The sequence below is a fragment of the Nocardia sp. NPDC050713 genome (assembly GCF_040654315.1).
Taxonomy (GTDB): domain Bacteria; phylum Actinomycetota; class Actinomycetes; order Mycobacteriales; family Mycobacteriaceae; genus Nocardia.
In genome coordinates this window covers 20343-44193 of sequence record NZ_JBFAHS010000006.1, presented here as the reverse complement: position 1 = coordinate 44193, position 23851 = coordinate 20343, and the positions used below count along the sequence as shown (strand labels likewise).

The 23851-nt window shown below is 68.7% G+C and carries 26 protein-coding genes; 13 read left to right on the top strand and 13 right to left on the bottom strand.

Features of this window, described 5'->3' with window-relative positions:
- The first annotated feature begins 118 nt into the window (after nt 1–118).
- A complete protein-coding gene (locus tag AB0H49_RS13905) occupies nt 119–1276 on the top strand; it encodes a beta-propeller fold lactonase family protein (protein WP_355000526.1) in 1158 nt (385 codons plus the stop codon).
- A 101-nt stretch (nt 1277–1377) separates the two neighbouring features.
- Here AB0H49_RS13905 and AB0H49_RS13900 read toward each other — a convergent pair whose 3' ends face one another.
- Nucleotides 1378–1725, bottom strand: a complete 348-nt coding sequence (locus AB0H49_RS13900; protein WP_357251096.1) for a hypothetical protein — start codon at nt 1723–1725, stop codon at nt 1378–1380.
- A complete protein-coding gene (locus tag AB0H49_RS13895; protein WP_357251094.1) occupies nt 1725–2093 on the bottom strand; it encodes a DUF1707 domain-containing protein in 369 nt (122 codons plus the stop codon). The genes AB0H49_RS13900 and AB0H49_RS13895 overlap by 1 nt, the downstream gene beginning before the upstream one ends.
- 217 nt (nt 2094–2310) lie before the next feature.
- On the opposite strand from AB0H49_RS13895, the gene AB0H49_RS13890 reads away from it, so the two are divergent.
- Entirely contained in the window at nt 2311–4200 is a 1890-nt protein-coding gene (locus AB0H49_RS13890; RefSeq protein WP_357251090.1) for a protein kinase, read from the top strand.
- 345 nt (nt 4201–4545) lie between these two features.
- Here the strand turns inward: AB0H49_RS13890 and AB0H49_RS13885 are convergent, their stop codons facing one another.
- The 3 genes from AB0H49_RS13885 to AB0H49_RS13875 form a co-directional block, all read right to left on the bottom strand.
- Nucleotides 4546–5469, bottom strand: a complete 924-nt coding sequence (locus AB0H49_RS13885) for a patatin family protein (RefSeq protein WP_357251087.1) — start codon at nt 5467–5469, stop codon at nt 4546–4548.
- A 116-nt stretch (nt 5470–5585) separates the two neighbouring features.
- The gene (locus AB0H49_RS13880; protein ID WP_357251085.1) at nt 5586–7391 is read right to left on the bottom strand and encodes an acetyl/propionyl/methylcrotonyl-CoA carboxylase subunit alpha; all 1806 of its coding nucleotides are present in this window, start codon (nt 7389–7391) and stop codon (nt 5586–5588) included.
- A 282-nt stretch (nt 7392–7673) separates the two neighbouring features.
- Nucleotides 7674–8588: a sulfurtransferase gene (locus AB0H49_RS13875; RefSeq protein ID WP_357251083.1), complete on the bottom strand. Its 915-nt coding sequence runs from the start codon at nt 8586–8588 to the stop codon at nt 7674–7676.
- A 166-nt stretch (nt 8589–8754) separates the two neighbouring features.
- Between AB0H49_RS13875 and AB0H49_RS13870 the strand changes: the two genes are divergently transcribed.
- Nucleotides 8755–9546 (top strand): transcriptional regulator, encoded by a 792-nt coding sequence (locus tag AB0H49_RS13870; protein WP_357251081.1) that lies wholly within the window; start codon nt 8755–8757, stop codon nt 9544–9546.
- On the opposite strand, the gene AB0H49_RS13865 is transcribed toward AB0H49_RS13870, so the two are convergent.
- The 3 genes from AB0H49_RS13865 to AB0H49_RS13855 all read right to left on the bottom strand — a co-directional run bounded on the left by AB0H49_RS13865 (nt 9472) and on the right by AB0H49_RS13855 (nt 12208).
- Nucleotides 9472–10110: a nucleoside triphosphate pyrophosphatase gene (locus AB0H49_RS13865; protein WP_357251078.1), complete on the bottom strand. Its 639-nt coding sequence runs from the start codon at nt 10108–10110 to the stop codon at nt 9472–9474. The genes AB0H49_RS13870 and AB0H49_RS13865 overlap by 75 nt on opposite strands.
- On the bottom strand, nt 10107–10436 hold the full coding sequence (locus AB0H49_RS13860) for an acyl-CoA carboxylase subunit epsilon (RefSeq protein ID WP_354999951.1): 330 nt from the start codon (nt 10434–10436) through the stop codon (nt 10107–10109). The genes AB0H49_RS13865 and AB0H49_RS13860 overlap by 4 nt, the downstream gene beginning before the upstream one ends.
- A gap of 131 nt (nt 10437–10567) precedes the next feature.
- Entirely contained in the window at nt 10568–12208 is a 1641-nt protein-coding gene (locus tag AB0H49_RS13855; RefSeq protein ID WP_357251074.1) for an acyl-CoA carboxylase subunit beta, read from the bottom strand.
- A 181-nt stretch (nt 12209–12389) separates the two neighbouring features.
- Between AB0H49_RS13855 and AB0H49_RS13850 the strand changes: the two genes are divergently transcribed.
- Together AB0H49_RS13850 and AB0H49_RS13845 are read left to right on the top strand one after the other, a co-directional pair.
- Nucleotides 12390–12572, top strand: coding sequence for a hypothetical protein (locus AB0H49_RS13850; protein ID WP_357251071.1), 183 nt, complete (start codon nt 12390–12392; stop codon nt 12570–12572).
- 52 nt (nt 12573–12624) lie between these two features.
- The gene (locus AB0H49_RS13845) at nt 12625–13446 is read left to right on the top strand and encodes a biotin--[acetyl-CoA-carboxylase] ligase (protein ID WP_357251069.1); all 822 of its coding nucleotides are present in this window, start codon (nt 12625–12627) and stop codon (nt 13444–13446) included.
- Nucleotides 13447–13497: 51 nt separating this feature from the next.
- Here the strand turns inward: AB0H49_RS13845 and AB0H49_RS13840 are convergent, their stop codons facing one another.
- Both AB0H49_RS13840 and AB0H49_RS13835 read right to left on the bottom strand, forming a co-directional pair.
- A complete protein-coding gene (locus AB0H49_RS13840; protein WP_357251066.1) occupies nt 13498–14451 on the bottom strand; it encodes an acyl-ACP desaturase in 954 nt (317 codons plus the stop codon).
- A gap of 27 nt (nt 14452–14478) precedes the next feature.
- Nucleotides 14479–14619 (bottom strand): hypothetical protein, encoded by a 141-nt coding sequence (locus AB0H49_RS13835; protein WP_354999946.1) that lies wholly within the window; start codon nt 14617–14619, stop codon nt 14479–14481.
- A 31-nt stretch (nt 14620–14650) separates the two neighbouring features.
- On the opposite strand from AB0H49_RS13835, the gene AB0H49_RS13830 reads away from it, so the two are divergent.
- Genes AB0H49_RS13830 through AB0H49_RS13820 form a run of 3 tightly spaced genes read left to right on the top strand, consistent with a single transcriptional unit; the run spans nt 14651 to nt 17214 of the window.
- Nucleotides 14651–15190, top strand: coding sequence for a PH domain-containing protein (locus tag AB0H49_RS13830; protein ID WP_357251062.1), 540 nt, complete (start codon nt 14651–14653; stop codon nt 15188–15190).
- A gap of 37 nt (nt 15191–15227) precedes the next feature.
- Nucleotides 15228–15905 (top strand): response regulator transcription factor, encoded by a 678-nt coding sequence (locus tag AB0H49_RS13825; RefSeq protein ID WP_354999944.1) that lies wholly within the window; start codon nt 15228–15230, stop codon nt 15903–15905.
- Between the two features lies 1 nt (nt 15906).
- On the top strand, nt 15907–17214 hold the full coding sequence (locus tag AB0H49_RS13820; protein WP_354999943.1) for a HAMP domain-containing sensor histidine kinase: 1308 nt from the start codon (nt 15907–15909) through the stop codon (nt 17212–17214).
- A 16-nt stretch (nt 17215–17230) separates the two neighbouring features.
- Here the strand turns inward: AB0H49_RS13820 and AB0H49_RS13815 are convergent, their stop codons facing one another.
- Nucleotides 17231–17773, bottom strand: coding sequence for a GtrA family protein (locus AB0H49_RS13815; RefSeq protein ID WP_354999942.1), 543 nt, complete (start codon nt 17771–17773; stop codon nt 17231–17233).
- An 87-nt stretch (nt 17774–17860) separates the two neighbouring features.
- On the opposite strand from AB0H49_RS13815, the gene AB0H49_RS13810 reads away from it, so the two are divergent.
- Together AB0H49_RS13810 and purE are read left to right on the top strand one after the other, a co-directional pair.
- Entirely contained in the window at nt 17861–19033 is a 1173-nt protein-coding gene (locus AB0H49_RS13810; protein WP_355000525.1) for a 5-(carboxyamino)imidazole ribonucleotide synthase, read from the top strand.
- Complete coding sequence (gene purE, locus AB0H49_RS13805; RefSeq protein WP_141807175.1) at nt 19026–19526, top strand: 5-(carboxyamino)imidazole ribonucleotide mutase; 501 nt, start codon at nt 19026–19028, stop codon at nt 19524–19526. Before AB0H49_RS13810 ends, purE begins: the two co-directional genes overlap by 8 nt.
- A gap of 23 nt (nt 19527–19549) precedes the next feature.
- Here purE and AB0H49_RS13800 read toward each other — a convergent pair whose 3' ends face one another.
- Both AB0H49_RS13800 and AB0H49_RS13795 read right to left on the bottom strand, forming a co-directional pair.
- The gene (locus AB0H49_RS13800) at nt 19550–20113 is read right to left on the bottom strand and encodes a PIN domain-containing protein (RefSeq protein ID WP_357251057.1); all 564 of its coding nucleotides are present in this window, start codon (nt 20111–20113) and stop codon (nt 19550–19552) included.
- A gap of 2 nt (nt 20114–20115) precedes the next feature.
- The gene (locus AB0H49_RS13795; protein ID WP_357251054.1) at nt 20116–20574 is read right to left on the bottom strand and encodes a helix-turn-helix domain-containing protein; all 459 of its coding nucleotides are present in this window, start codon (nt 20572–20574) and stop codon (nt 20116–20118) included.
- Nucleotides 20575–20677: 103 nt separating this feature from the next.
- Here AB0H49_RS13795 and AB0H49_RS13790 point away from each other — a divergent pair, with 103 nt between their 5' ends.
- The 3 genes from AB0H49_RS13790 to AB0H49_RS13780 all read left to right on the top strand — a co-directional run bounded on the left by AB0H49_RS13790 (nt 20678) and on the right by AB0H49_RS13780 (nt 23833).
- Nucleotides 20678–21367: a TetR family transcriptional regulator gene (locus AB0H49_RS13790; RefSeq protein WP_354999941.1), complete on the top strand. Its 690-nt coding sequence runs from the start codon at nt 20678–20680 to the stop codon at nt 21365–21367.
- A gap of 157 nt (nt 21368–21524) precedes the next feature.
- Nucleotides 21525–22685, top strand: a complete 1161-nt coding sequence (locus AB0H49_RS13785) for an acyl-CoA dehydrogenase (protein ID WP_067787697.1) — start codon at nt 21525–21527, stop codon at nt 22683–22685.
- Nucleotides 22686–23176: 491 nt separating this feature from the next.
- Nucleotides 23177–23833 (top strand): DUF6875 domain-containing protein, encoded by a 657-nt coding sequence (locus AB0H49_RS13780; RefSeq protein WP_357251050.1) that lies wholly within the window; start codon nt 23177–23179, stop codon nt 23831–23833.
- The last annotated feature ends 18 nt before the right edge of the window (nt 23834–23851 follow it).

The window sequence follows — 23851 nt, the reverse complement described above, 5'->3', positions numbered from 1 at the left end:
GGAAATGGCTGTTCGGCCCGTAGGCTTCGCTCACATGTCGTCTCACTCCTCACAGGCACGGTGCAGGCGCGTGAACCGATGCGGCGCACCTCGCGGGATATTCGCGTCCTTGGCCGCCGTGGCGGCGGTGACCAGCTGCACTACTACCAGTGAGGCGGGCATCGTCGCCACGGAGTCCACGACCTCAGCGGTCGCGGCCCCAACCTCCGCGCCGCCGCCCCCGCAGATCGCCAACCTGTTGCCGGGCATGCCGCCGCCGCTCTCGGCGACCGACGTGTACGCGGCCAACCGGGAGCTGAGCCCAACGGTCGCCGATCACCGGCCGCTGGTGTACGTCCCCAACAGCCAGTCGCACACCGTCACGGTGATCGACCAGAACACCTTCCAGGTGATCGACACCTTCGCGGCGGGCGGCGAGGAGCCACAGCACGTGGTGCCGTCGTACGACATGCAGACGCTCTACGTCACCAACGACCTGCCGATCGGCGGCGGCAGCCTGCGGCCGATCGACCCGCGCACCGGCCTGCCCGGCGAGCCTTTCCCGGTCCGGGACCCCTACAACATGTACTACACGCCCGACGGCAAGTTCGCGCTCGTCGTCGCCGAGGCGGACAAGTCGCTGGACTTCTACGACCCGAAGACCTGGCAGAAAGTACACGCCCTTCCGGTGCCCGACTGCGCGGGCGTCGACCACATGGACTTCACGGCCGACGGCCGTTTCGCGCTCGCCAGCTGCGAATTCATCGGCCGCATGCAGGTTTTCGACGTCGCGGAACGCAAGCTGATCAAGACCATCGATCTCGCGGGCGGCCGCTCGGGCAAGCCGCAGGACGTGAAACTCTCGCCGGACGGGCTCACCTTCTACGTCGCCGACATGGCGGCGGGCGGCCTCTACGTCTTCGACGCGCTCACCTTCGAGAGCAAGGGCTTCGTGCCCACCGGGGACGGCGCGCACGGCCTCTACATCACCCGCGACTCCAAGCAGATGATCATCACCAACCGGCACGAGGGCAGCATCTCGGTCTGGGACTTCGCGGCGAACGGCTTGGTGCACAAGTGGTTTGTGCCCGGCGGCGGCAGCCCGGACATGGGCAACATCTCCGTCGACGGCCGGATCTTCTGGGCCTCCGGACGCCACCACGGCGAGGTCTACGCGATCGACATCGTCGAGTGGAAACTGTTGGCCCGCATCCCGGTGGGGCGCGGACCGCACGGGCTCACCGTGTGGCCGCAGCCGGGGCGTTATTCGACCGGGCACACGGGGGTCATGCGCTAGGCCCTGTCTCGAAGTCCGCGGATGGGACTTCGAGACAGGGCCTGGGCGCTCCGACGACCTCAGTTGTGTGCGGATTTCGCCCGGCCCGTCGGCCGTCGTTGTCAGTCGTTCGCAGCTAGGCGCAGGCCCAACCCGCCTTCGACGAAGCGACCGACCGCCGTGCGACCGGCGTCGAGCGCGGGCTCGTAGCCTTCGCGGGACCAGCCGGTGAGTTCGGCGGTGCCGTCTCCGGCCGGGGTGACGACGATCTCGGCGACCATCTCCGCCGTGGTCGGTTCGCAGACGGCCCAGGAGTAGTGGGTTTCCTTGTCCCACTGGGCGGTTCGCTGGGCGACGTAGTCGGGGTCGGTGATTCCGCCTGCGGCGAGCGCCGGGCGGTCGTCGATCCGTTCGTCGGCGCGCAGGGCGCGCAGGTACCAGCTGCCCGCGTTGATCTCGATGGGTTCCATCAGTGCTTTCCGTGTCGTGTGCCGAAGAAGAGAGCGCCGGCCAGTGGGATCGCGAGGAACCACAGCCAGCTGCCGGTGACGAAGAACAGGATGAGCGCGACGATCGGGATCGCGGCCATCGCCCGGTCCAACCATTCGTCGAACGGCCGGGGTTTGCGTTCGGCGGGAGCGGCGACGGCCGCGGGCTCCGGCGGCAGGTCCGCGAAGACACGGTCCACGTCGGCCCGGGTCACCGCCGCGGCGATCACGGCGCTGCGCTCGTCGAATTCCGCGACACTGAGGCGACCAGCGGCGAAGTTGTCCGACAGCCGCCGCATCGCGTGCTCCCGCTCCGCGGTGCCGATCCGGGTGTCGGGCAGCTCGTCCATGGGGAAAGGCTAGCGCGCGCGGCCTCGCGCACCCGCGAGGCGGGGATCGCGGGGGAGTCGGCCAGCTCACACTGTCCGAGATGGTCGGCGGGGGTACGCTCCCTGTAAGGCTGTGCCCGCGGCAGCGATGTCGTGAGCTGGACTTTCGGTAGTGTGCCCCGGCATTCGGGAGTCCGCGTCGGCGCGGCGGATGTCGATGGTGACTGGGAGGTTCGCGATGACTGCGGCGCGATTCGGTCGCTATCGGCTGGAACGGCTTCTCGGTAAGGGCGGGATGGGACAGGTCTGGTTGGCCTACGACACCACCGACCGCAGGCGCGTCGCGCTGAAGCTGCTGCCCGCCGAACTCGCTGCGGACGCGGTGTACCGGACGCGTTTCGAGCGCGAGGCTCAGGTCGCCGCCGCACTGCGCGATCCGCACATCGTGCCGATCCACCGGCACGGTGCCGTCGACGGGCGGCTGTTCATCGAGATGGCATTCGTGGAGGGCACCGACCTCGCGGCGCGGCTGACCGAGAGCGGAGCGCTCGAAGCGAGCGTGGCCCTCGACATCCTCGGGCAGGTCGCGACCGCGCTGGACGCGGCCCATCGTGCCGGGCTGGTGCATCGCGACGTCAAGCCCTCCAACATCCTCGTGGCACCCGACGGTTACACCTACCTGATCGACTTCGGCATCGCGCGCGGCGCGGGCCAGACCTCGGTCACCACAACGGGTCTGGCGATCGGCACCTGGGCCTACATGGCGCCCGAACGCTTCAGCGGTCACGCCGACGCGCGCGCCGACGTCTACTCCCTGGCCTGCGTCCTCTACGAATCCCTCACCGGCCGTCGCCCCTACGGCGACACCGACCCGGCCCAGCAGATGCGCGGGCACCTCATGACCGATCCGCCGTGCGTGTCGTCGGTGAACGCGGCGGTCCCGGCCGGGCTCGACGCGATCATCGCGCGGGGGATGGCGAAAGAGCCGGGGGACCGGTACGCCAGCGCGGGGGAGCTCGTTCGCGCGGCTCGCGAGGTCGTTTCGGCTGATGTGGCCCAGCATGTTCCATCGGGAAGTGCGCCGTCGGCGGCGAGTGGCGCTGCGGGGCGGCCGGTCGGCGGTCCGCCTGTGGCCGGAGGCGCGCGGCGTGCGGTGGTCGAGGGGCCAAAGCCGACGAAGGTCATGCCCGTGCCGGGCCCTACGCCCACGCTCGTGCAGACCAGAGTGGCGCCGCAGGCCCTCGCGCCAGACCATTCGCCGAGTTCCCTGGCCGGGAGTCGTGCCGGGTCGGATGTCGCGCCGCGGAACTCACCAGGCGCCTCGGCATGGGGACGTGCGCCGTCAGGAGTTGCCCCACAAGGTGTCGCGCCGCTGGGCTACGCGCCACCGGTCTCGACGCCGGGTGTGCCGGTCCCGCACCCCTACGGCAAGCGGTGGTACCTGCGCCGCAAGCCGGCCCCGGTTGTTCGGCGGCCGAGGTCGCTCGGGCCGGTGTGGCCGTCGCGCGGGCCCGCGTACGTCGCCCCGCCTCCGCAGCGAATGCCGCGGCGCAAGCGGGGCGGGGTGCTGCGGAAGGTCATCGGTGCCTTGGTCGTGATCTTCTTGGCGCCCTTCGTCTTCGCCGCGGGCTGCTTGGCGTTGATCGCCGCGGTCGGTGGGAACGAGACCACGACCGCGCCGCCGCCCGCCGCGATGGTCGAGGAGGGGCCGGAGCCCGCGCCGAACCAGCCGGACGTCCCCGCCCCGGCGTACAGCGCGGTGCGGGACGGCAAGTTCGAGTTCGCGGTGACCGACGTGAAGTCGGGAGTCGCGCGCGTCGGTCTGCAATCGGCGCAGGGCGCGTTCCTGATCGTCACCCTCGCCGTCCGCAACATCTCCGACGAGACGAAGTGGTTCCTGCCCTTCGGCCAGAAGCTGTTCGACGCCCAAGGCAACGCCATCGACCACGACACGACCGCCACCGCCTGGCAGGCCATGCAGTCCCGCCTCGGGCACTCCTTCGAACTGCGCCCCGGCGCGTCGGCCACCACCGTGCTGGTCTTCGACGTGCCACCCGGCAGCACCCCGGCCCACCTCGAACTCCACGACTTCGTCCTCTCCGACGGCGTCACCGTCGCCCTCGACTGAGCCGCGTCGATTCGCCGATCGAGAAGCGATCGCGGCTCTCCGACCGGATAACGGCCCGTTGCCTACGCATCGGCCCGTAGTCCAGATCGTGACGCGCAGCGAAAGCCCCCGGACGCCTCGTCCGAACAGCATGCGCAGGCGAAGAAGCGCCCTTGACTGCCCGCGCGTCCCGAGAGCAATCCGCTCGGCGGCTACGTCCTGCTCATGACGCCAGACCGGGCCGCGACGACCGGTCCCGAGCGACGCGGGAGTCGGGTCGCTGCGACGTGGCTCGTCGGCGGCCACTGCCCGCGGACATCGGAGGCCGAGGAGACTGTCGAGGGACCGGGTCGGACAGTGCCGCGGTCAGGCGGCGTCGACGCGGGCGAGGGTCGAGTGGACCGCCTGGCGGCCGAGTTCCAGCGCCTTGGTGAGCAGGTCGGTGTCGCGGGCGGTGCCTTCGACGGTGGGGGCGTCGGCGGGCGGGTGGATCTGCAGGACCGCGTCGCCGAGAGAGGCCAGCAGGGCGTTCTCCGCCTCTTCCTGCTGCGGGCGGCGCAGCCAGGCGCGGTAGGCGCCGGGGGCGCGCAGGCGGAGGTAGTTGCCGCCGACCATCTGGTGCACGCGGGAGGCGGGCGGGCGCGACTCGTCGGCGCGGCGGGTGCGCAGCACCAGGCAGTGGGTGGCGCCGCCGCGCACCGCGCTGTGGATCGGGATCGGCTCGGCGATGCCGCCGTCGAGGTATGGGACGCCGTCCAAGGTGACGGGCGGACCGGCCAGGATCGGCAGGTTCGCACTGGCCCGCAGCGCCCGCATGAGGGTGCGCTTGTCGTAGATGTGCGGGCGCAGGTCGATGGCGTTGCCGGTGCGGATGTCGGTGCCGATGGGGTGGAAGGTGGTGGGGTTGTTCAGGATCGCCGGGAAGTCCATGGGCTCCAGGCCGTCGTAGACCCGATGCACCAGGTACCGCACGTCGAAGGCGGCGCCGCCGCGAAACAGCCTGCTCGGATCGATCACCCGCCGCATGATCTCCGGATTCGACCAGGACCGCATCCCCGGCACGGCCCGCCCGCACAGCAGCCAAGCGCCGTTGATCGCGCCCGCCGACGTGCCGTAGACCGCGTCGAACACCCCGGAGACGCCGAGTTCCTCGAGCGCCTGCACCATGCCGCTGGAGTAGACGCCGCGGCTGCCGCCACCTTCGATGACGAGCGCGAGGCGATGCCCGTCCGCGCGGGAACCGGTGGCGCTGCGGCCGCGGATGATCTCGGCCACGGTAGAGCTGGTCACCGAACCACGATACGACAAGAGCGGGCGCGGACTCCGTTGTCCATCGCCCGCTCTCGTGCGGTGCGGTCGGCCACGAGGGCGCGACCTACATTCGGTTGGCGCAGCCGTACGTCGCCTTACTTGATCTCGGCCAGCACGGTGCCCTGGGTGATCGCGGCGCCCGCCTCGACGGCGAGACCGGTCACGACGCCCGCCTTGTGCGCGTTGACGGGGTTCTCCATCTTCATGGCCTCGAGCACCACGATGAGGTCGCCCGCTTCCACGGTCTGGCCCTCCTCGACGGCGACCTTGACCACGGTGCCCTGCATCGGCGCGGTGACCGCGTCACCGGAGGCCGCGCCGCCGCCCGCACCGCCACGCTTGCGCGGCTTCGGCTTCTTGCGGATCACACCGGCGCCGTTGCTCGCCGCACCCGCGGCGCCCGCGCCCACGGTGAAGTTGCCGGGCAGCGAGACCTCGACGCGACGGCCGCCGACCTCGACGACGACCTTCTGCCGGGGCAGGTCCTCGTCCTCCTCGGCGGGGGCGGCACTACCGGTGTAGGGCTCGATGTTGTTGGTCCACTCGGTTTCGATCCACTTGGTGTAGACGTCGAACTTCTCGCCGTCACCGATGAACGCCGGGTCCTCGACGATGGCGCGGTGGAACGGGATGACGGTGGCCAGGCCCTCGACCTCGAACTCCGCCAGCGCGCGCCGGGCGCGCTCCAGCGCCTGGGTGCGGTTCTCGCCGGTGACGATCAGCTTGGCCAGCATCGAGTCGAACTGTCCGCCGATCACGCTGCCCGCGACCACACCGGAGTCCACGCGCACACCGGGGCCCGACGGCTCGCGGTAGACCTCGACCGGGCCGGGGGCGGGCAGGAAGCCGCGGCCCGCGTCCTCGCCGTTGATGCGGAACTCGAAGGAGTGGCCGCGCGGGGTGGGGTCTTCCTTGATGTCCAGTTCCTCGCCGTTGGCGATGCGGAACTGCTGACGCACCAGGTCGATACCCGCGGTCTCCTCGGTGACCGGGTGCTCGACCTGCAGGCGGGTGTTGACCTCGAGGAACGACACGGTGTCGCCCTGCACCAGGTACTCGACGGTGCCCGCGCCGTAGTAGTGGGCCTCGCGGCAGATCCGCTTGGCGGACTCGTGGATCTCGGCGCGCACCTTGTCGGACAGGAACGGCGCGGGCGCCTCCTCGACCAGCTTCTGGAAGCGGCGCTGCAGCGAGCAGTCGCGGGTACCTGCGACCACGACGTTGCCGTGCTTGTCGGCGATGACCTGCGCCTCGACGTGGCGGGCCTTGTCCAGGTACTGCTCGACGAAGCACTCGCCGCGACCGAACGCGGCGACCGCCTCGCGGGTGGCCGACTCGAACAGCTCGGGGATCTCCTCGATGGAGTGCGCGACCTTCATGCCGCGACCGCCGCCACCGAACGCGGCCTTGATCGCGACCGGCACGCCGTACTTCTTGGCGAACTCGACGACCTCGTCGGCGTTCTTGACCGGGTCCTTGGTGCCCGCGGCCATCGGCGCGTTCGCGCGCTCGGCGATGTGGCGGGCGGTCACCTTGTCGCCCAGATCGCGGATGGACTGCGGCGAGGGACCGATCCAGATCAGGCCGGCGTCGAGCACGGCCTGGGCGAAGTCGGCGTTCTCCGAGAGGAAGCCGTAGCCCGGGTGGATCGCGTCGGCGCCCGCCTTGGCGGCGGCGTCGAGGATCTTGTCGAACACGAGGTACGACTCGGCCGAGGTCTGGCCGCCCAGCGCGAACGCCTCGTCGGCGAGCTTCACGAAGGGCGCGTCGGCGTCGGGCTCGGCATACACCGCGACACTGGCGATGCCGGCGTCCTTGGCCGCCCGGATCACGCGCACGGCGATCTCGCCTCGATTAGCTACGAGTACCTTCGTGATCCGCGCGCTGGCATGGCTGGGCACTGAGCCTCCTGGTTGCATTCTTCTGGTCGCTTCGCGGGTGGGACCGCGCAGGCTCCGTTCCCGGTGGGGTTCGGAACACCGCGCAGGCTCCGCGCCCTGTCGACAATTTCGTCTGGGGCGAGTGTAGGCAGTCTGCCAACAGACACCGAACTCGGATAGCCCTACTGAACAGTAGGTCGCGCATCACACATTCGCATCTGTTGTGATCGAAGCCCTGTTCGGCCGATCGAGTGCTGCCGGACGCAGTCCGACAGCGGGCCCGCGCGTGGCCGCAGGTACGCCTTACTTTCCCCGCCCGCGCCGGGGCGTTCCCGCCGGAATCTCGCCCGGTTCAGCCCCCTTGGCGATCGGCATCCGCACCGAATTGCCCCATTCGGTCCAAGAGCCGTCGTAATTGCGGACCTTCTTGTACCCGAGCAGATAGGTCAGCACGAACCAGGTGTGGCTCGAACGCTCGCCGACGCGGCTGTAGACGACCAAGTCGTCGGCGCCGTCGAGGGGCGCGTAGGTGGTGTCCAGCTCCGCGCGCGAGCGGAAACGCCCGTCGGAGTGGAGCGAGGAGTCCCACGGGATGTTCAGTGCGGTGGGAATGTGGCCGCCGCGCAGCGCCGCGTCCTCGGGGTTGTCCGGCTTGGGGGTGAGTTCGCCGGAGTACTCCTCGGGCGAGCGCACGTCGAGCAGCGGTTTGCCCAGGTGGGCGAGCACGTCCTCGCGGAAGGCGCGCGCGGTCGTGTCGTCGCGGCGCACCGTCGGGTAGTCGCTGACCGGGAGATTCGGGGTGTCGAAGGTGGTGTCGCGCTCCTCGGAGATCCACGCCTCACGCCCGCCGTCGAGCAGCCGCACGTCCTCGTGCCCGAAGAGCGTGAACAGCCACAATGTGTGCGCCGCCTGGGCGTTGCCCCGATCCCCGTAGATGACCACCGTGTCGTCGCGTGAGATGCCCTTGGCCCGCATCAGTTCGGTGAAACGGGCGCCGTCGATATAGTCACGCGTGACCGGATCGTTGAGATCACCGCGCCAATCGATCTTGACGGCTCCCGGCACGTGTCCGATGTCGTACAGCAAGATGTCCTCGTTGGACTCGACGATCCTGAGTCCCGGCGCGCCTATGTTTGCCGACAGCCACTCTGTGGTTACTAGTCGGTGAGGATGTGCGTACGTTCCGAATGAGGGATGTGAGTCCGGGGCGACGGGCACGATTTGGGTCCTTCACACGAGGTAGACGGTGGTTACGGCGGTTCAGGTCTCACAGCGATGTTAAATGTGAGGCGATTGTGAAACTCGTTTCAGATCACGAATCGGCTGATTGGGCGAATAAATCGCACCCTCATCCGATAAAGTCTCCCGGGAGGAGGGGTGAGCTATGTCCGATTCTTGGCCGCGGCGGCGACTGCTCGCGATCCTACGTGGCGCAAGCGAGCCTCTCGACGCCCAGGAGCTGGCCAGAATCACCGGGCAACACGTCACGACGGTGCGGTTTCACCTCGACGTGCTCACCAAGGAATCCCTGGTCCGCCAATTCCAGCAGCCACCGCGTGGCCGCGGCCGTCCGCGCATCGGCTACAGCGCGGTGCAGCGCTCGGTCGGCTATCAGGAATTGGCGCAGGTGCTCGCCGACCAGCTCGGTCCCGATCCGCGCCGCCGCTCGGAAGCCGCCGTCGCGGCGGGTCGGGCCTGGGGCGCCAAGCTCGACGCCGGTGATTACGCGGTGGAGTCCCTGGAGGACGCCAGAGAAGTCACGATGACGCTGCTCTCGGAGCTCGGGTTCGCGCCGGAGCGCGATGCCGCCGCCGAGACCTCCGGCCAAGCGGTGATCCGGATGACCGCCTGCCCGCTGCGGGAACTGGCCCGCACCCACTCCGAGGTGGTGTGCGGCGTGCATCTGGGTTTGATCAGAGAAGTGCTGGACCGCAACGGCGCGCGCGGCGAGGTGAACGTCCGGCTGCAACCGTTCGTGGAACCCGAGCTGTGCGTGACCCGGCTCGAATACCTGGCTCGCCGAAATCAGGAGAATCGCGAGGCGGCCTCGGTGCCCGTCGGCGCCGAGGCAGGCGGCGCGGAAGCGCCCCTCACGCCGCCGCTACTGGGCCGTGTGGCGCCACAACTGCGCAACGGCGACCCCAACGTCGCCAAGCAGTCGGCGCAGCAGTGGTAGGCCGATACCGATGACGCTCGACGGATCGCCCTCGATCCGGTCGACGAACCAGCCGCCGAGCCCGTCCAACGTGAACGCCCCCGCCACCTGGAGCGGCTCGCCCGTGGCGATGTAGGCGTCCAGCTCGTCCGGTTCCGGCTTGGCGAAATGCACTGTCGTGGAACTGCAGTCCACGGATTCGGCGACGATCTCGCCGTCGACCAGCCGCAGCACACAGTGCCCGGTGATCAGATCGGCGCTGCGCCCGGCCATCTCGGCCCAGCGGGCCCGCGCCACCTCGGGGGTGTGCGGCTTGCCCTGGAGAATGCCGTCCACCAGCAGCATGGAATCGCAACCGACCACGACGCAGTCGGCGGCGTATTCGGGGACGACCGAGGCGACCGCGACCGCCTTGGCCCTGGCCAGCTCGACGACGACCGTCTGCGGGGTGGTGTCGGCGGGCAGGGCCGCGGCGACCGCGTCCTCGTCCACATCGGAGATGCGCACCACCGGGTCGATGCCCGCCGAGCGCAGCACCTCCCTGCGCGCCGGTGACGCGGACGCGAGAACCAGCGTCGTCGTCACCGACGGGTGGACAGGTGCGGGAAGGCGTACGGCGAGAACGGTGACGTGCCGCGGTGCATCGCGGTCGGGCGACCCCACATGTCGGCGGGGCCGGTGGCGGCCGGTGCGCTCGCCGCGTTCGCGGCGGCGGTCAGCACGCACACCAGTGCGGCGACCTCCTCGTCGGACGGCGAGCCCTTGACGATTCGAATGAACGGCTGCTCGCCCGCCTCGGCGGTCGGGGTGGACGCGTCGGCGGTGACCGACTCGACCTCGTCCGCGATCGGGTCGACTGCGAGATCCAACTCGGCGGCGGTCAACACGTCTTCTTCTGCCACGGTCGTCACAGTGCCAGATCCTTCCTCTAGCTCCATCGGGCGTCTTGCGCTACCCGAAATGGGATGACGCGGTAATCATCCTCGGATTCACTCATTGCGTCTGCAACCAGTGTGCGCGGGCTACCGAGGTTATCGCTGACTCAGAGCGGGATGTTGCCGTGCTTTTTGGGCGGAAGGGTCACCATCTTGCGCTCCAGCAGTCGCAACGCGGACACGATCTGGCCGCGAGTGTGCGACGGCGGAATGACCGCGTCGACGTAACCGCGCTCGGCGGCGACGTACGGGTTCACGAGAGTGTCCTCGTACTCGTTCTGCAGCTCGAGCCGCAGCGCATCGACGTCGTTGCCGTCCTTGGCCGCCTGCTGCAGCTGCTTGCGGTAGACGAATCCGACGGCGCCGGAAGCGCCCATCACGGCGATCTGAGCGGTCGGCCAGGCGAGGTTCACATCGGCGCCCATGTGCTTGGAACCCATGACGTCGTAGGCGCCGCCGTAGGCCTTGCGGGTGATGATGGTGATTTTGCCCACAGTGGCCTCACCGTAGGCATAGAGCAGCTTCGCGCCGCGCCGGATGATGCCGTTGTACTCCTGGCCGGTGCCGGGCAGGAAGCCGGGAACGTCGACCAGGGTGATGATCGGGATGTTGAACGCGTCGCAGGTGCGCACGAAGCGCGCGGCCTTCTCCGAAGCGTCGATGTCGAGGCAGCCGGCGAACTGGGTGGGCTGGTTGGCCACGATGCCGACGCTGCGGCCGTCGATGCGGCCGAAGCCGACGATGATGTTCATCGCGCGCTCGGCCTGCACCTCGAGGAACTCGTCGTCGTCGAGCAGGCGACGGATCACCTCGTGCATGTCGTACGGCTGGTTCGGCGAGTCCGGGATGATCGAGTCCAGCTCGAGGTCTTCCTCGGTGAGCGAGTCCTCGATGGCGCCGTCGATCGGGTCGGTGGGCGCGAAGCGCGGCGCCTCGGCGCGGTTGTTGCTCGGCAGGTAGCTGAGCAGGTCCTTGACGTAGTCGAGCGCGTCCTGCTCGCCGGAGGCCACGTAGTGCGCGACGCCGGACTTGGTCATGTGGGTGTGCGCGCCGCCGAGGTCCTCCATGGTGACGTCCTCGCCGGTGACCGTCTTGATGACGTCCGGACCGGTGACGAACATCTGGCTGGTGCCGTCGACCATCACCACGAAGTCGGTGAGCGCGGGGGAGTAGACGTGTCCGCCCGCGGCCGGGCCCATGATCAGCGAGATCTGCGGGATCACGCCGGAGGCCTGGATGTTGCGGTGGAAGATCTCGCCGTAGAGGCCGAGGGAGACGACGCCCTCCTGGATGCGCGCGCCCGCGCCCTCGTTGATGCCGATCAGCGGGCGGCCGGTCTTGAGCGCGAGGTCCATCACCTTGACGATCTTCTCGCCGTACACCTCGCCGAGGCTGCCGCCGAAGACGGTGACGTCCTGGCTGAAGATGCACACGTCGCGGCCGTCGATGGTGCCGTAACCGGTCACCACGCCGTCGCCGAGCGGCCGGTTGTTCTCCAGCCCGAAGTTGACGCTGCGGTGCCGGGCGAGCGCGTCGAGTTCCACGAAAGAGCCCTCGTCCAGCAGCGCGAGGATGCGTTCGCGGGCGGTCATCTTGCCCTTGGCGTGCACCTTGTCGACCGCGGCCTCACCCATCGGGTGCTTGGCCTCTTCCAGCCGATTCCGCAGGTCGGCCAGCTTCCCGGCGGTGGTGTGGATATCGGGTTCGCCCGCCGAACCGGATGCGGACTGCTGCTGGACACTCGTCATGGCTTCGGAGTGTAACCAGTAGCAGTCGGTCCTTCTAACCCACGGTGGGCTACCCGCGAGTAGAAAAGCCCAGGTCGACAGGGCTCAGAGGGGTTTTCGAGCGAAAAATCGGTTTCGTGCGGACGGGGCCGCCGGATACCCTGCGGGAGTCCATTTTTCGGCTCATGGGGAGGAGCCAGACATGTGGGAGTGGGGTAGAACCGTCGCCGAATACGCCACGGCGGCGTCGACGAATTGGCGGGTGCGCGAGGCCGAGCCGACCATCCTCGATCCGGAGTTCGAGGAAGAGGAGCCGACCTCCGACACCACCGCGCGCGGGGAGCGAGAGCCGGGCAGCATGGCCGGTTACGACCTCGTGGGCTGAGACCGATCGCTCCCGTCCCGACTCCGGGACGGGGGCGAGTAGCCTGCGGTTCGTGCAGACGCCACCGCCCGATTCCGCGCACCGACCGCCTTTGGATGCCGAACAGTTGCGGCGCGGCCTCGCCGAGAGCGACTACGCGGACTTCTTCGCGCGGGTGGAGGTGGTGGAATCCACCGGTTCCACCAACGCCGATCTGATCGCCACGGCCGCGACCTCCGAGGATCACCGCGTGCTGATCGCCGAGACCCAGAAGGCGGGCCGCGGCAGGCACGCGCGTACCTGGGTCAGTCCGCCGCGGGCGCAGATCGCGATGTCGATGCTGGTGCGGCTGCCCGGCATCGAGCCCGAGGTGCTCGGCTGGCTGCCGCTGCTGACCGGCGTGGCAGTGGCCGACGCACTGCGCGCCACGGCGGGTGTGGACGCGATGCTGAAGTGGCCCAACGACATTCTGATCGGCGGCCGCAAGGTCGCGGGCATCCTGGCCGAGGTGGCCGCGGGCGGCGATGTACCCGCGGTGGTGATCGGCGTCGGCGTGAACGTCGGCCTCACCGAGGCGGAATTGCCGGTGCCGCATGCGACTTCGCTCGCGCTGGCGGGCGCGGCACAGACCGACCGCACCTTGGTGGCGCAGTCGCTGCTGACCGAGTTCGCGCGCCGCTTCACGGCTTGGCGCGACGCGTCGTGGGCGACCGACGACTTGGCCGCCGCCTACCGCGAGCGCTGCGCCACGCTCGGCATGGACGTGCGCGCCGAACTGCCCGGCGGCCGGACCCTGACCGGTGTCGCGACGGGCATCGACGCGACCGGGCGTTTGCTGATCGGGCACGACGCGGTCTCCGCCGGCGACGTCACCCACTTGCGCGCCGATTACTGATCGGCGGTGGTGTGGCGATGGTTCGCCACCGCCACCGACCCGTACGAGCGATCAGGCGGGCTGCAAGTCCCCTTTCGCCGCCTCCCTGGCGAGCATGCGGTCTCGCTGCTCCTCGAACTTGAGCACGTCGCGGCCGAGCTTGTCCACGAACTCGCCGAGCCGCTCGCGCGCCTGCTCGCCGCGCGGCCCGAAATCGTTGCGCTCGAAGATGTCCCACTTCTTCAGTACCGGTGAGACCACCTCGTCGAGATGCTGGCGCAGGTCGTAGATGCCGTGCTTGGCCATGAGCACGCTGTTGCGGCGCCAGTTCGGCATCCCGGCGCCCGGCATGACGAAGCTGGTGAGCACCCTGGTCAGCGCCATGATCGCCTGGTCGGGAACCAGATCGAGGGCCGCGCCGCACAGGTTGCGGTAGAAGATCATGTGCAGGTTCTCGTCGGCGGCCACGCGCTGCAGCATGCGGTCGGCGATCGGGTCTTCGCAGACCTTGCCGGTGTTGCGGTGGCTGACCCGGGTGGCGAGCTCCTGGAAGGTCACGTAGGCGACGTTGACCAGGAAACCGTCCCAGTCCGCGGGCGCGTCGACGCCCTGGGTCATGTGGATCATCCTGGCCTGTTCCAGCGCGACCGGATCCACGCCCCGGGTGACGACCAGGTAGTCGCGCATGACGATGCCGTGCCGGTTCTCCTCGGCGGTCCAGCGGCCGACCCAGCTGCCCCACGCGCCGTCTTGGGAGAAGTTCTGCGCGATCAAGCGGTGGTAGGAGGGCAGGTTGTCCTCGGTGAGCAGGTTGGTGATCATCGCGGCCTTGGCCACGTCGCTCAGTGTGGACTGCTCGGGTTCCCAGTCCACGCCGCCCATCGCCGCGAAGTTGCGCCCTTCGTCCCACGGCACGTAGTCGTGCGGATGCCAGTCCTTGGCCATCGACAGATGCCGGTTCAGGTTCCGCTCGGCCACCGGTTCGAGTTCGGTCAGGATTTCGAGTTGGGTCAGATCCTTGGTCACACACGCCTCCACAGTCGTCAGTACACGTCATGCCGAGTGGTTGTCGTCTGAATCGGGGCCGAGCTTGTCGAGCGAGCGGAGCCGGGTCGTGCGCAATGCGATACAGCCAGTGAAGCGATCCCCCGCAAGCTGACGATTGTGCAGCACGCGGGAGCCGGTGTCAGGCATTCTGGCATCTTGCCGGGGTAGGGTTCCGAGCATGGGTTATCCGGAGGATGTGCTCGCCCCCGACGAGCAGTTGATACTCCATCGCCATCCGCATTGGAAGATGCTCTTCTGGCCCATCGTGACGCTGATCGGGGCCACGGCGCTGGCCGGTTTCGCCGGGGGACTCGCGTACCGCAACACCGTGGGCACCGCCACGACCGTCGTGCTCGGCCTGATCTTCGCCATTTGGTTCGCGATCGTCGTCTGGCGTTGTGTCGCACCGATTCTCAGCTGGCGGACGACCCACTTCATCATCACCGACCGGCGCGTGCTCGTGCGCCAAGGCGTGCTCACCCACACCGGCATCGATATCCCGATGAGCCGCATCTCGAGCGTTCAGTTCCGGCACGGGCTGTTCGACCGGATGCTCGGCACCGGCACCCTGATCATCGGCTCGTCCTCGGAGGAGCCGCTCGAATACGACGACATCCCCGGCGTGCAGGACGTGCACGCGCTGCTCTACCACCAGGTGTTCGAAGTGGACAGGTCGAGCCACCAGCACGGGTTCGGCCCGGCGGGCGGCCATCGGTGAGTCGGGCGTTCGCGCCCGCGATCCGTAATCTGTTTCCATGACCGCCGTACTCCTGGCCGAAGACGACGAGGCCATCGCCGCCCCGCTGTCGCGAGCGTTGGGGCGGGAGGGTTATCACGTCACCGTGGAGAGCTTCGGCCCCGCCGTGCTGCGCCGCGCTCTCGAAGGCCATCACGACCTGCTGATTCTCGACCTCGGCCTGCCCGGCATGGACGGGCTGGAGGTGTGCAGGCAGGTGCGCGCCCGCGGCGCCGATCTCGCCGTGCTGATGCTCACCGCGCGCACCGACGAGGTCGATTTCGTGGTGGGGCTCGACGCGGGCGCCGACGACTACGTCGGAAAGCCGTTCCGGCTCGCGGAATTGCTGGCACGGGTGCGAGCGCTGTTGCGCCGCAGCGGAATCGGCGACGAGGCGGTCGAGGTCGGCGGCATCCGGCTGGAGCCTGCCGCGCGCCGGGTGCTCGTCAACGGCGCGGAGGTCGGTCTGGCGAACAAGGAGTACGAGCTGCTCAAGGTACTCATCGACCGTGCGGGCCAGGTGGTGCCGCGCGAGACGATCCTGCGCGAGGTCTGGGGCGACGCCGAACTACGCGGCTCCAAGACGCTGGACATGCACATGTCCTGGCTGCGCCGCAAGATCGGCGACGAGGGGCCGATGGCCGAGCGGCGCATCGTCACGGTGCGCGGCGTCGGCTTCCGGCTGAACACCGACTGACGTGCGGCGCCGGATCCTGCGGTCGATGTTGACCGTGCTGACACTGACCACGGTTGTGCTCGGCGTGCCGTTGACCTACACCGCCTGGCTGTGGGTCGAGGACATCACCCGCAACGACCTGCAGAGCAGGCTGGACCGGATCGCCACCGAGGTCATCGCCCAGGAACAGGCCGACGGCCTGGTGCGCGGCGGTCTCGACGTGCGCGTCGTGCGTCCGCTGGTGCCGGAGAACGGCAAGCTCACGATCGTCTACCCGAGTCCGCAGGACAACGCCTCCCGCCTCGACATCGGCGCGGACTCGGTGCCCGACCCGCTGGTCGAATCGCTGTCCATGGGCACATCGGGATCGCTGCGCCTCGAGGTGCCCGCCGCGCCCATGCACGCGCGGCAGCGGCAGGCGGTCGCGGTGGTGGCGCTGGCCGTGCTCGCCTCGCTCGGCGCGGCGGTGACGGTCGCGGTGGTGACGGCGCGCCGGGTCGCCGATCCGCTGCGCGACGTCGCGGCGCGCGCGGCGCGGCTGGCGATGGGCGATTTCCGCGCCGACCCGCGCCGCCACGGCATCTCCGAACTGGACCGCGTCTCCGACGTGCTCGACTCGGCCACCGTGGAGATCGCGGGCCGTTTGCAACGCGAGCACGCGCTGGTCGCCGATGTCTCCCACCAGCTGCGCAGCCGCCTGACCGCGGTGCGGCTGCGCCTGGACGAACTCTCCGCGCACGCGGATCCCGAGGTGGTGCACGAGGCCGAGGAGGCGATGGCGCAGGTCGACCGGCTCACCGACGCCATCGACGAACTGGTTCGCGCGTCCCGCGACGAGGACGCCGCCGACCGCGATCCGATCCCGGTGATGGACGAGCTGTGCGGCATCGTCGCCGAGTGGAAGCATCCGTTCGCCGAGGCGGGGCGCGAGCTGGTGCTGACCGGCGACGAGTCGCTGCGCGCGCCGATCACCGCGTCGCGCCTGCGAGAGGCGGTGACGGTGCTCATCGACAACGCGCTCATGCACGGCGGGGGCATCTGCACGGTGTCGGTGCGCACGGTCCGTCCTGGCAATGCTCGCGAGCCGCTGGTGTGCGTGGAGGTGGCCGACGAGGGCGAGGGCGTGCGCGACGAGCTGGCGCCGCACATCTTCGATCGCGGGTTCTCCGCGGGCGGGTCGACGGGCGTCGGCTTGGCGTTGGCGCGCGCGTTGATCGAGGCGGACGGTGGACGTCTGGAGTTGCAGCGGCGCAGGCCCGCGCTGTTCGCGGTGTTCCTCGGATCGTGGACGCCGTCGCGGGCGGCGGGCGCGGCGCCCGAGCCGCGCTGAGACTACGGTCAGCCGGTCAGGCCTGCCCGAGCTGTTCCTCTTCGATGAGCTCTTCGAGCTCGGCCTCCAGCTCGGTCATCTCGTCCGGGAAGACCCAGCGCCGCATCGCCCAGAACCGGAAGGCCATCTGCAGGAAATTGCCGATGATGAAGGCGCTGACGAAGTCGGCGACGTTCTCGACCACGAAGCTGACGTTCGGCTGCCGCAGGTCGAACACGTAGCTGGAGATCCACAGCGGGATGTTGCTGAGAATCACGCCGACACCGCTGACCGCGAAGAACAGCAGCGCCTCGTGGTGGCGCTCCCGGCCGCCGCGGTTCTTGAACGACCACTCGCGGTTCAGGATGTAGGAGGCGATCACGGCGATGACGCCGGAGATGATCTTCGCGGTGACCGGCTTCTCGGTCAGCACGGTCAGCTTGAGGAAGTAGAAGATCCCGCTGTCGATCACGAAGGTCGTCGCGCCGACGATCGCGAACTTGATCAGCTCGTGGTGGCGGTAGGCGATCTCCCGCAGGGGCCGGGGGAGGACGCTGACCACGTCGTCGACGAAAGACACGAGAGCCGAGTGTACCGGTAGCGGTCATTGCGGCCGGACATGACAAGATTGCACGACGTGAGTACCCGTTCGTTCGATCAAGCCGCGATGCCCACCGTCACCATGATCGGTGGCGGTCAACTCGCGCGAATGACCCATCAGGCCGCGATAGCGCTCGGCCAGCGGCTCCGGGTGCTCGCCGAGAACCCGGAAGACCCGGCCGCGCAGGTCAGTCCCGAGGTGGTGCTCGGCAGCCACACCGATCTCGCCGCGTTGCGCAAGGCCGCCGTCGGTTCGCACGCGCTGACTTTCGACCACGAGCACGTGCCGACCGAGCACCTCGAGGCGCTGGTCGCCGAGGGCGTCAACGTGGCGCCGCCGCCGCAGGCCCTGATCTACGCCCAGGACAAGCTGGCCATGCGCACCAAGCTCGCCGAGCTCGGTGTCCCGGTGCCCGCGTTCACCCCGGTCGCCGCGCCCGCCGACGCGGTGCGCTTCGGCGACGAGCACGGCTGGCCGTTCGTGCTCAAGGCAGTGCGCGGCGGTTACGACGGCCGCGGTGTGTGGATGCCCGCCGACGCCGCCGAGGCCGAGCGGATCGTCACCGACCAGCTCGCGCACGGTGTGCGGCTGCTCGCCGAGGCGAAGGTCGATCTGAAGCGCGAGCTCTCGGCGATGGTGGCCCGTTCGCCGTTCGGGCAGGCCGCGACCTGGCCGGTGGTGGAGACCGTGCAGCGCAAGGGGCAGTGCGCGGTGGTGATCGCGCCCGCGCCGGACCTCGCCGACGAGCAGGCCGCCGAGGCCGAGACCCTGGCGCTGAACCTGGCCGCCGAACTCGGCGTGGTCGGCGCGATGGCCGTCGAGCTCTTCGAGACTCACGACGGCGCGCTGCTGGTGAACGAGCTGGCGATGCGCCCGCACAACTCCGGACACTGGGGCATGGACGGTGCGCGCACCGGGCAGTTCGAGCAGCACCTGCGCGCCGTGCTGGACTACCCGCTCGGCGACACCAGCCCGCTGGCTCCGGTCACCGTGATGGCCAACATCCTCGGCGCCGAGCAGGCGCCCGAGATGTCGATGGACGAGCGGCTGCACCATCTGTTCGCCAGGATGCCCGACGCGAAGGTGCACCTGTACGGCAAGGGCGAACGCCCCGATCGCAAGATCGGGCACATCAACATCCTCGGTGACGACGTGGCCGAGGTGCGCGAGAAGGCAGAGCGGGCGGCGCACTGGATGTCGCACGCGGTGTGGACCGACGGATGGGATCCCCATGAGTAATCCTCGAGTTGGCCTGATCATGGGCAGCGACTCCGACTGGCCGACCATGGAGGCGGCCGCCGAGGCGCTCGCCGAGTTCGGCGTGCCGTTCGAGGTGGGCGTGGTCTCCGCGCACCGCACGCCGCAGCGCATGCTCGACTACGCGCGCGAGGCGGCCGATCGCGGCGTCCAGGTGATCATCGCGGGCGCGGGCGGCGCGGCCCACCTGCCCGGCATGGTCGCCTCCGCGACTCCGCTTCCGGTGATCGGCGTGCCGGTCCCGCTGAAGTACCTCGACGGCATGGACTCGCTGCTCTCGATCGTGCAGATGCCCGCGGGCGTCCCGGTCGCCACCGTCTCCATCGGCGGCGCGCGCAACGCGGGCCTGCTCGCGGTCCGCATCCTCGCCGCCGCCGACCCGGCCCTGCGCACCCGCATGACCCAATTCCAGGCCGACCTGGAAAAACTCGTCCTCGAAAAGGACGAAGCCCTCCGCACCAAACTCCTCGGCTGACGTGCCGCCCGTCCGGGCGTCGCTCAACAGCGGCGTCCGGACCGCAGGGCTGTCACGGATTCGACCAAGCCTGCGCTTTCCAGCGCGTCGAGTACTTCGTCGACGGATTCCGGCGGATTGCGACGAGAGTCGGCGATCTGTTGCGCACATGCCCACACGATGCGGTCGTCGAGGGCGATCTGGTCGAGGACGAATTCGTCCGGGCTCTTGGCTTCGATGTCCCATGCCGCCAGCTGCTCCGACGGGAAGTCGCACAGGTTCGATGTGACGATCACTTGCGCGCCCACCTTGATGGCGGCCGCGAGAACGTGCCGATCGTCGGGGTCCGGCAGTTTCAGGCCCTCGATCAGCGGTTCATAAGCGTCGACGAGGCAGTCCGGCACCGCGGCCACGATCAGCTCGCGCAGTCGCTGCAGCCTGGAGGCCGGGATATCCGGTCGCTTGTCCGCGAGGTTTCGGAGCATCTCATCGAGAATCGCGTTCGTCCACTTCGCCTGGACGACACCGGATCTCGCGAGACGGATGAGCATGTCGCGGAGCGTATTGCCGTAGAGGACGTTGGCGTCGTACAGGACTACGAAGGCCATGGTCAGATGCCGAGTTCTTGTCCGAGGTCGGACAGTTCATCGGCTGCGGCCCGACTCTTGGCCTCACTACGCCGCTGGTAGTCCTTCAGGTCGTCGAAGCGGATTCTGCGGTGCGTGCCGATGAGCCGGAACGGGATTTCGCCCGCCTCCAGCAGTCGAACGACATAGGGGCGGGAGACGTTCAGCATGTCCGCCGCCTGCTGGGTCGTGAGCTCGGCGTGCGAGGGCACGATCGAGACGCCCCGGCCCTCGGCGGCTTGAGCGAGGATGAAGGCCAGCATGTTGACCACCTCGCGGGGCAGGATGAGCGCGTTGTCGCCGCCCGTCTCACCGTCGACCCTGATGGTCTCTTCCGACGGATGGCGCATGAGGTAGTCCTTGATGCGCCGCATGGCGCGCGCCGCGACCTCGGTGTCGATCTCTCCAGGTTCGATGCGCTTGGCGGCGTGAATTCCGGCCATGAGCACCTCCTTTCTAAACGAATTATACGAAACATGCGAAACAAACGAAACAACTTCGCCGTGTCATGGGGCAGTTCAAGCTTCGGTCGCTACGGTGGCTGCCGTGGCATCTGAGGAGAGTGGGCGGGCGCGGGCCGGGGAGGATCCGGCGCGGTTTCGGTTGACCGTGGTGGATCAGGCGTTGCGGTTGTTCGCGGACAAGGGGTACGAGGCGACGACGGTCGACGAGATCGCGGAGGCGGCGGGGATTTCCCGGCGGACGTTCTTCCGGCAGTTCCGGTCGAAAGAGGACGTGATCTTCGCCGATCACGAGTCGCAGCTGGCGCAGGCGGCGGCCTATCTGGCGAACGCGCAGGACGAGGATCCGTGGGACGCCGTGTGCGCGGCTGTCGTGCAGGTCTTCGAGCGGTTCACGCAGTGGCGGGAGATCGCCGCGCGGCGCTACCGGGTGGTGCGCAGGGTGCCCGCGCTGCGCGAGCGCGAGATCGTCACCGTGTTCCGTTACGAGCGCCTGTTCACCGACTATCTGCGCGAGCGCCTGCCCGACGCCCCCGATCTGGCCAGGGTGCAGTTCACCGCGGCGGTCACCGCGACGCACAACTATCTGCTGCGCCGGATGGTGCGCGGCGAGTCGGACGCGGGCGCCGCGGATCTGCGGGTCGAACTGGCGGCCATTCCGCGCGGTCGCGGCCGCGCCCACGACGCGGCGGAGATGGTGGTCGCGGTGTTCCCGAGGGACATGCCATCGCGCCAGGTCGCCGATCTGCTGACCCGCAAGCTCGGTAGTCTGTGATCTGAACCACCTACCGGTGTGTTGACACTCAGTGCCAGAAGATCGCCCCACTTGGCGCGGAATTCTGTGCGTATACTGGCGCATGAAGTGGCACTGAGTGCCGAGATGAACGCCGGCCGCCGACGCGGCTCGAGCCCACCACCCAGGAGCGTGTCCCATGGCGGGAAACCCCGATTTCGACCTGTTCAAGCTCGAGGACTTCCACGACGAACTGCGGGCGGCCATCCGCGGTCTGGCGGAGAAGGAAATCGCGCCGTACGCCAAGGACGTCGACGGTAACTCCCGCTTCCCCGAGGAGGCGCTCACCGCGCTGAACGCCGCCGGCTTCAACGCCGTGCACGTGCCCGAGGCCTACGGCGGCCAGGGCGCCGACTCGGTCGCCACCTGCATCGTGATCGAAGAGGTCGCCCGCGTCTGTGGCTCCTCCTCGCTGATCCCCGCGGTCAACAAGCTCGGCACCATGGGCCTGATCCTGAACGGCTCCGAGGAGCTGAAGCAGAAGGTGCTCGCCGACATCGTCAACGGCGAGATGGCCTCCTACGCGCTGTCCGAGCGCGAGGCGGGCTCCGACGCCGCCTCCATGCGCACCCGCGCCAAGCAGGACGGCGACGACTGGATCATCAACGGCTCCAAGTGTTGGATCACCAACGGTGGCAAGTCCTCCTGGTACACCGTGATGGCCGTGACCGACGCCGACAAGGGCGCCAACGGCATCTCCGCGTTCATGGTGCACAAGGACGACGAGGGCTTCGTCGTCGGCCCGCTCGAGCACAAGCTCGGCATCAAGGGCTCGCCCACCGCCGAGCTGTACTTCGAGAACTGCCGCGTCCCCGGCGACCGCATCATCGGCGCGCCCGGCACCGGTTTCAAGACCGCGCTGCAGACCCTCGACCACACCCGCCCGACCATCGGCGCGCAGGCCGTCGGCCTGGCCCAGGGCGCGCTGGACGCGGCGATCGCCTACACCAAGGACCGCAAGCAGTTCGGCACCGCCATCGCCGACTTCCAGAACACCCAGTTCATGCTGGCCGACATGGCGATGAAGATCGAGGCCGCCCGCCTCATGGTCTACACCTCGGCCGCCCGCGCCGAGCGCGGTGAGAAGAACCTCGGCTTCATCTCCGCCGCCGCCAAGTGCTTCGCCTCGGACGTGGCCATGGAGGTCACCACCAACGCCGTCCAGCTCTTCGGTGGCGCCGGCTACACCACCGACTTCCCGGTCGAGCGGATGATGCGTGACGCCAAGATCACCCAGATCTACGAGGGCACCAACCAGATCCAGCGTGTGGTGATGTCCAGGGCGTTGCTGCGCGGCTGACGCCCGCACCTGCGTATCAGGGAACGGCCGGGTTGTTACCCGGCCGTTCCCTTTTTTGTGTCACCCATCGTTCGCCGATATTCGTTCGCGACCGACCGGTTGCTCCATCGTGTCCGCGAAGTAGCTCGTTTCGAGACCTGCCGGCCCATAACCATTGGTAGCTGGATATTTCGGAAGCCGGTCGGGGCTTTTGGAGGCTGACGTCGATCCTCGCTGATAGGAGGCGCCTGAACAGGCGCTTCGTGGGTTACTTCGGCAGGAGCTGACGCGTGTTTCGTCATAGCGCACATATTCTGAACAACCACTTCCCAAGCAACTCGGGTGATCGGCTACGCGCCTGTCCGGGAGGTTCGCGAGACCGCGCTCGACCTCGTTACGTCGCGAGGTGAGTGATGGTCGAGATCGTCATCGGACAACAGTCGGGGATGAATTGGTTCCCCCTGTCCGACTCAGATGTTTCGTGTCCGCACACGAAGTCCACCGTCGACTCCGTGCGGACCTGGGCCGAGGACTATTTGACCGGCCACGTGCCGGAACTCGGTCGTGACGGGCCGGTCTGCCCGTACATCCGGCCGTCGCTGCGCCGCGAGCTGATGTGGGTCGGCCGGGTGCCCGGCGTCCGTCCGTGGCCGGCGTACGTACGACTGGTCATCGAGGACGCGCTCGAGCTGTTCGGGCGGCTGGCTCCGGCGGAGGGCAGCGGCGCGACGCTGCGCGCCCTCGTCACCGCGATGCCGGACTTGCGGGACTTCTCGCTGATCGACGACTTGCACGACGAGCTCAAGTCGAGATTCGTCGAGCGCGGCTTCATGCTCGGGCAGTTCTATCCCGGATGCAAGGAGCCGGGGTTGTGGAACAAGGACTACCACCCGCTCGATTCGCCGATCCCGATGCTCGTCGTGCGCAGCATGATGACCACCGACTTCCCGTTCCTGCTCGGGCGGCCCGAGTGGATGGCCGCCTATGTCAAGAAGTTCGCGCCCACGCTGCCCGCACACGTGCGGCAGGTGATGGTCAGCCGGTTGACCGCGAGCTCCGATACCGACGTGCCCGCCTACGAGCTCCAACCGGAGCCGGAGACGGACCGGGCGTCGTCGACCAGAAAGAACGCCATGCCGATTTCCGCGACGACGCGTAGAGCCGGCTGACTCGAATCAAGGGGATCG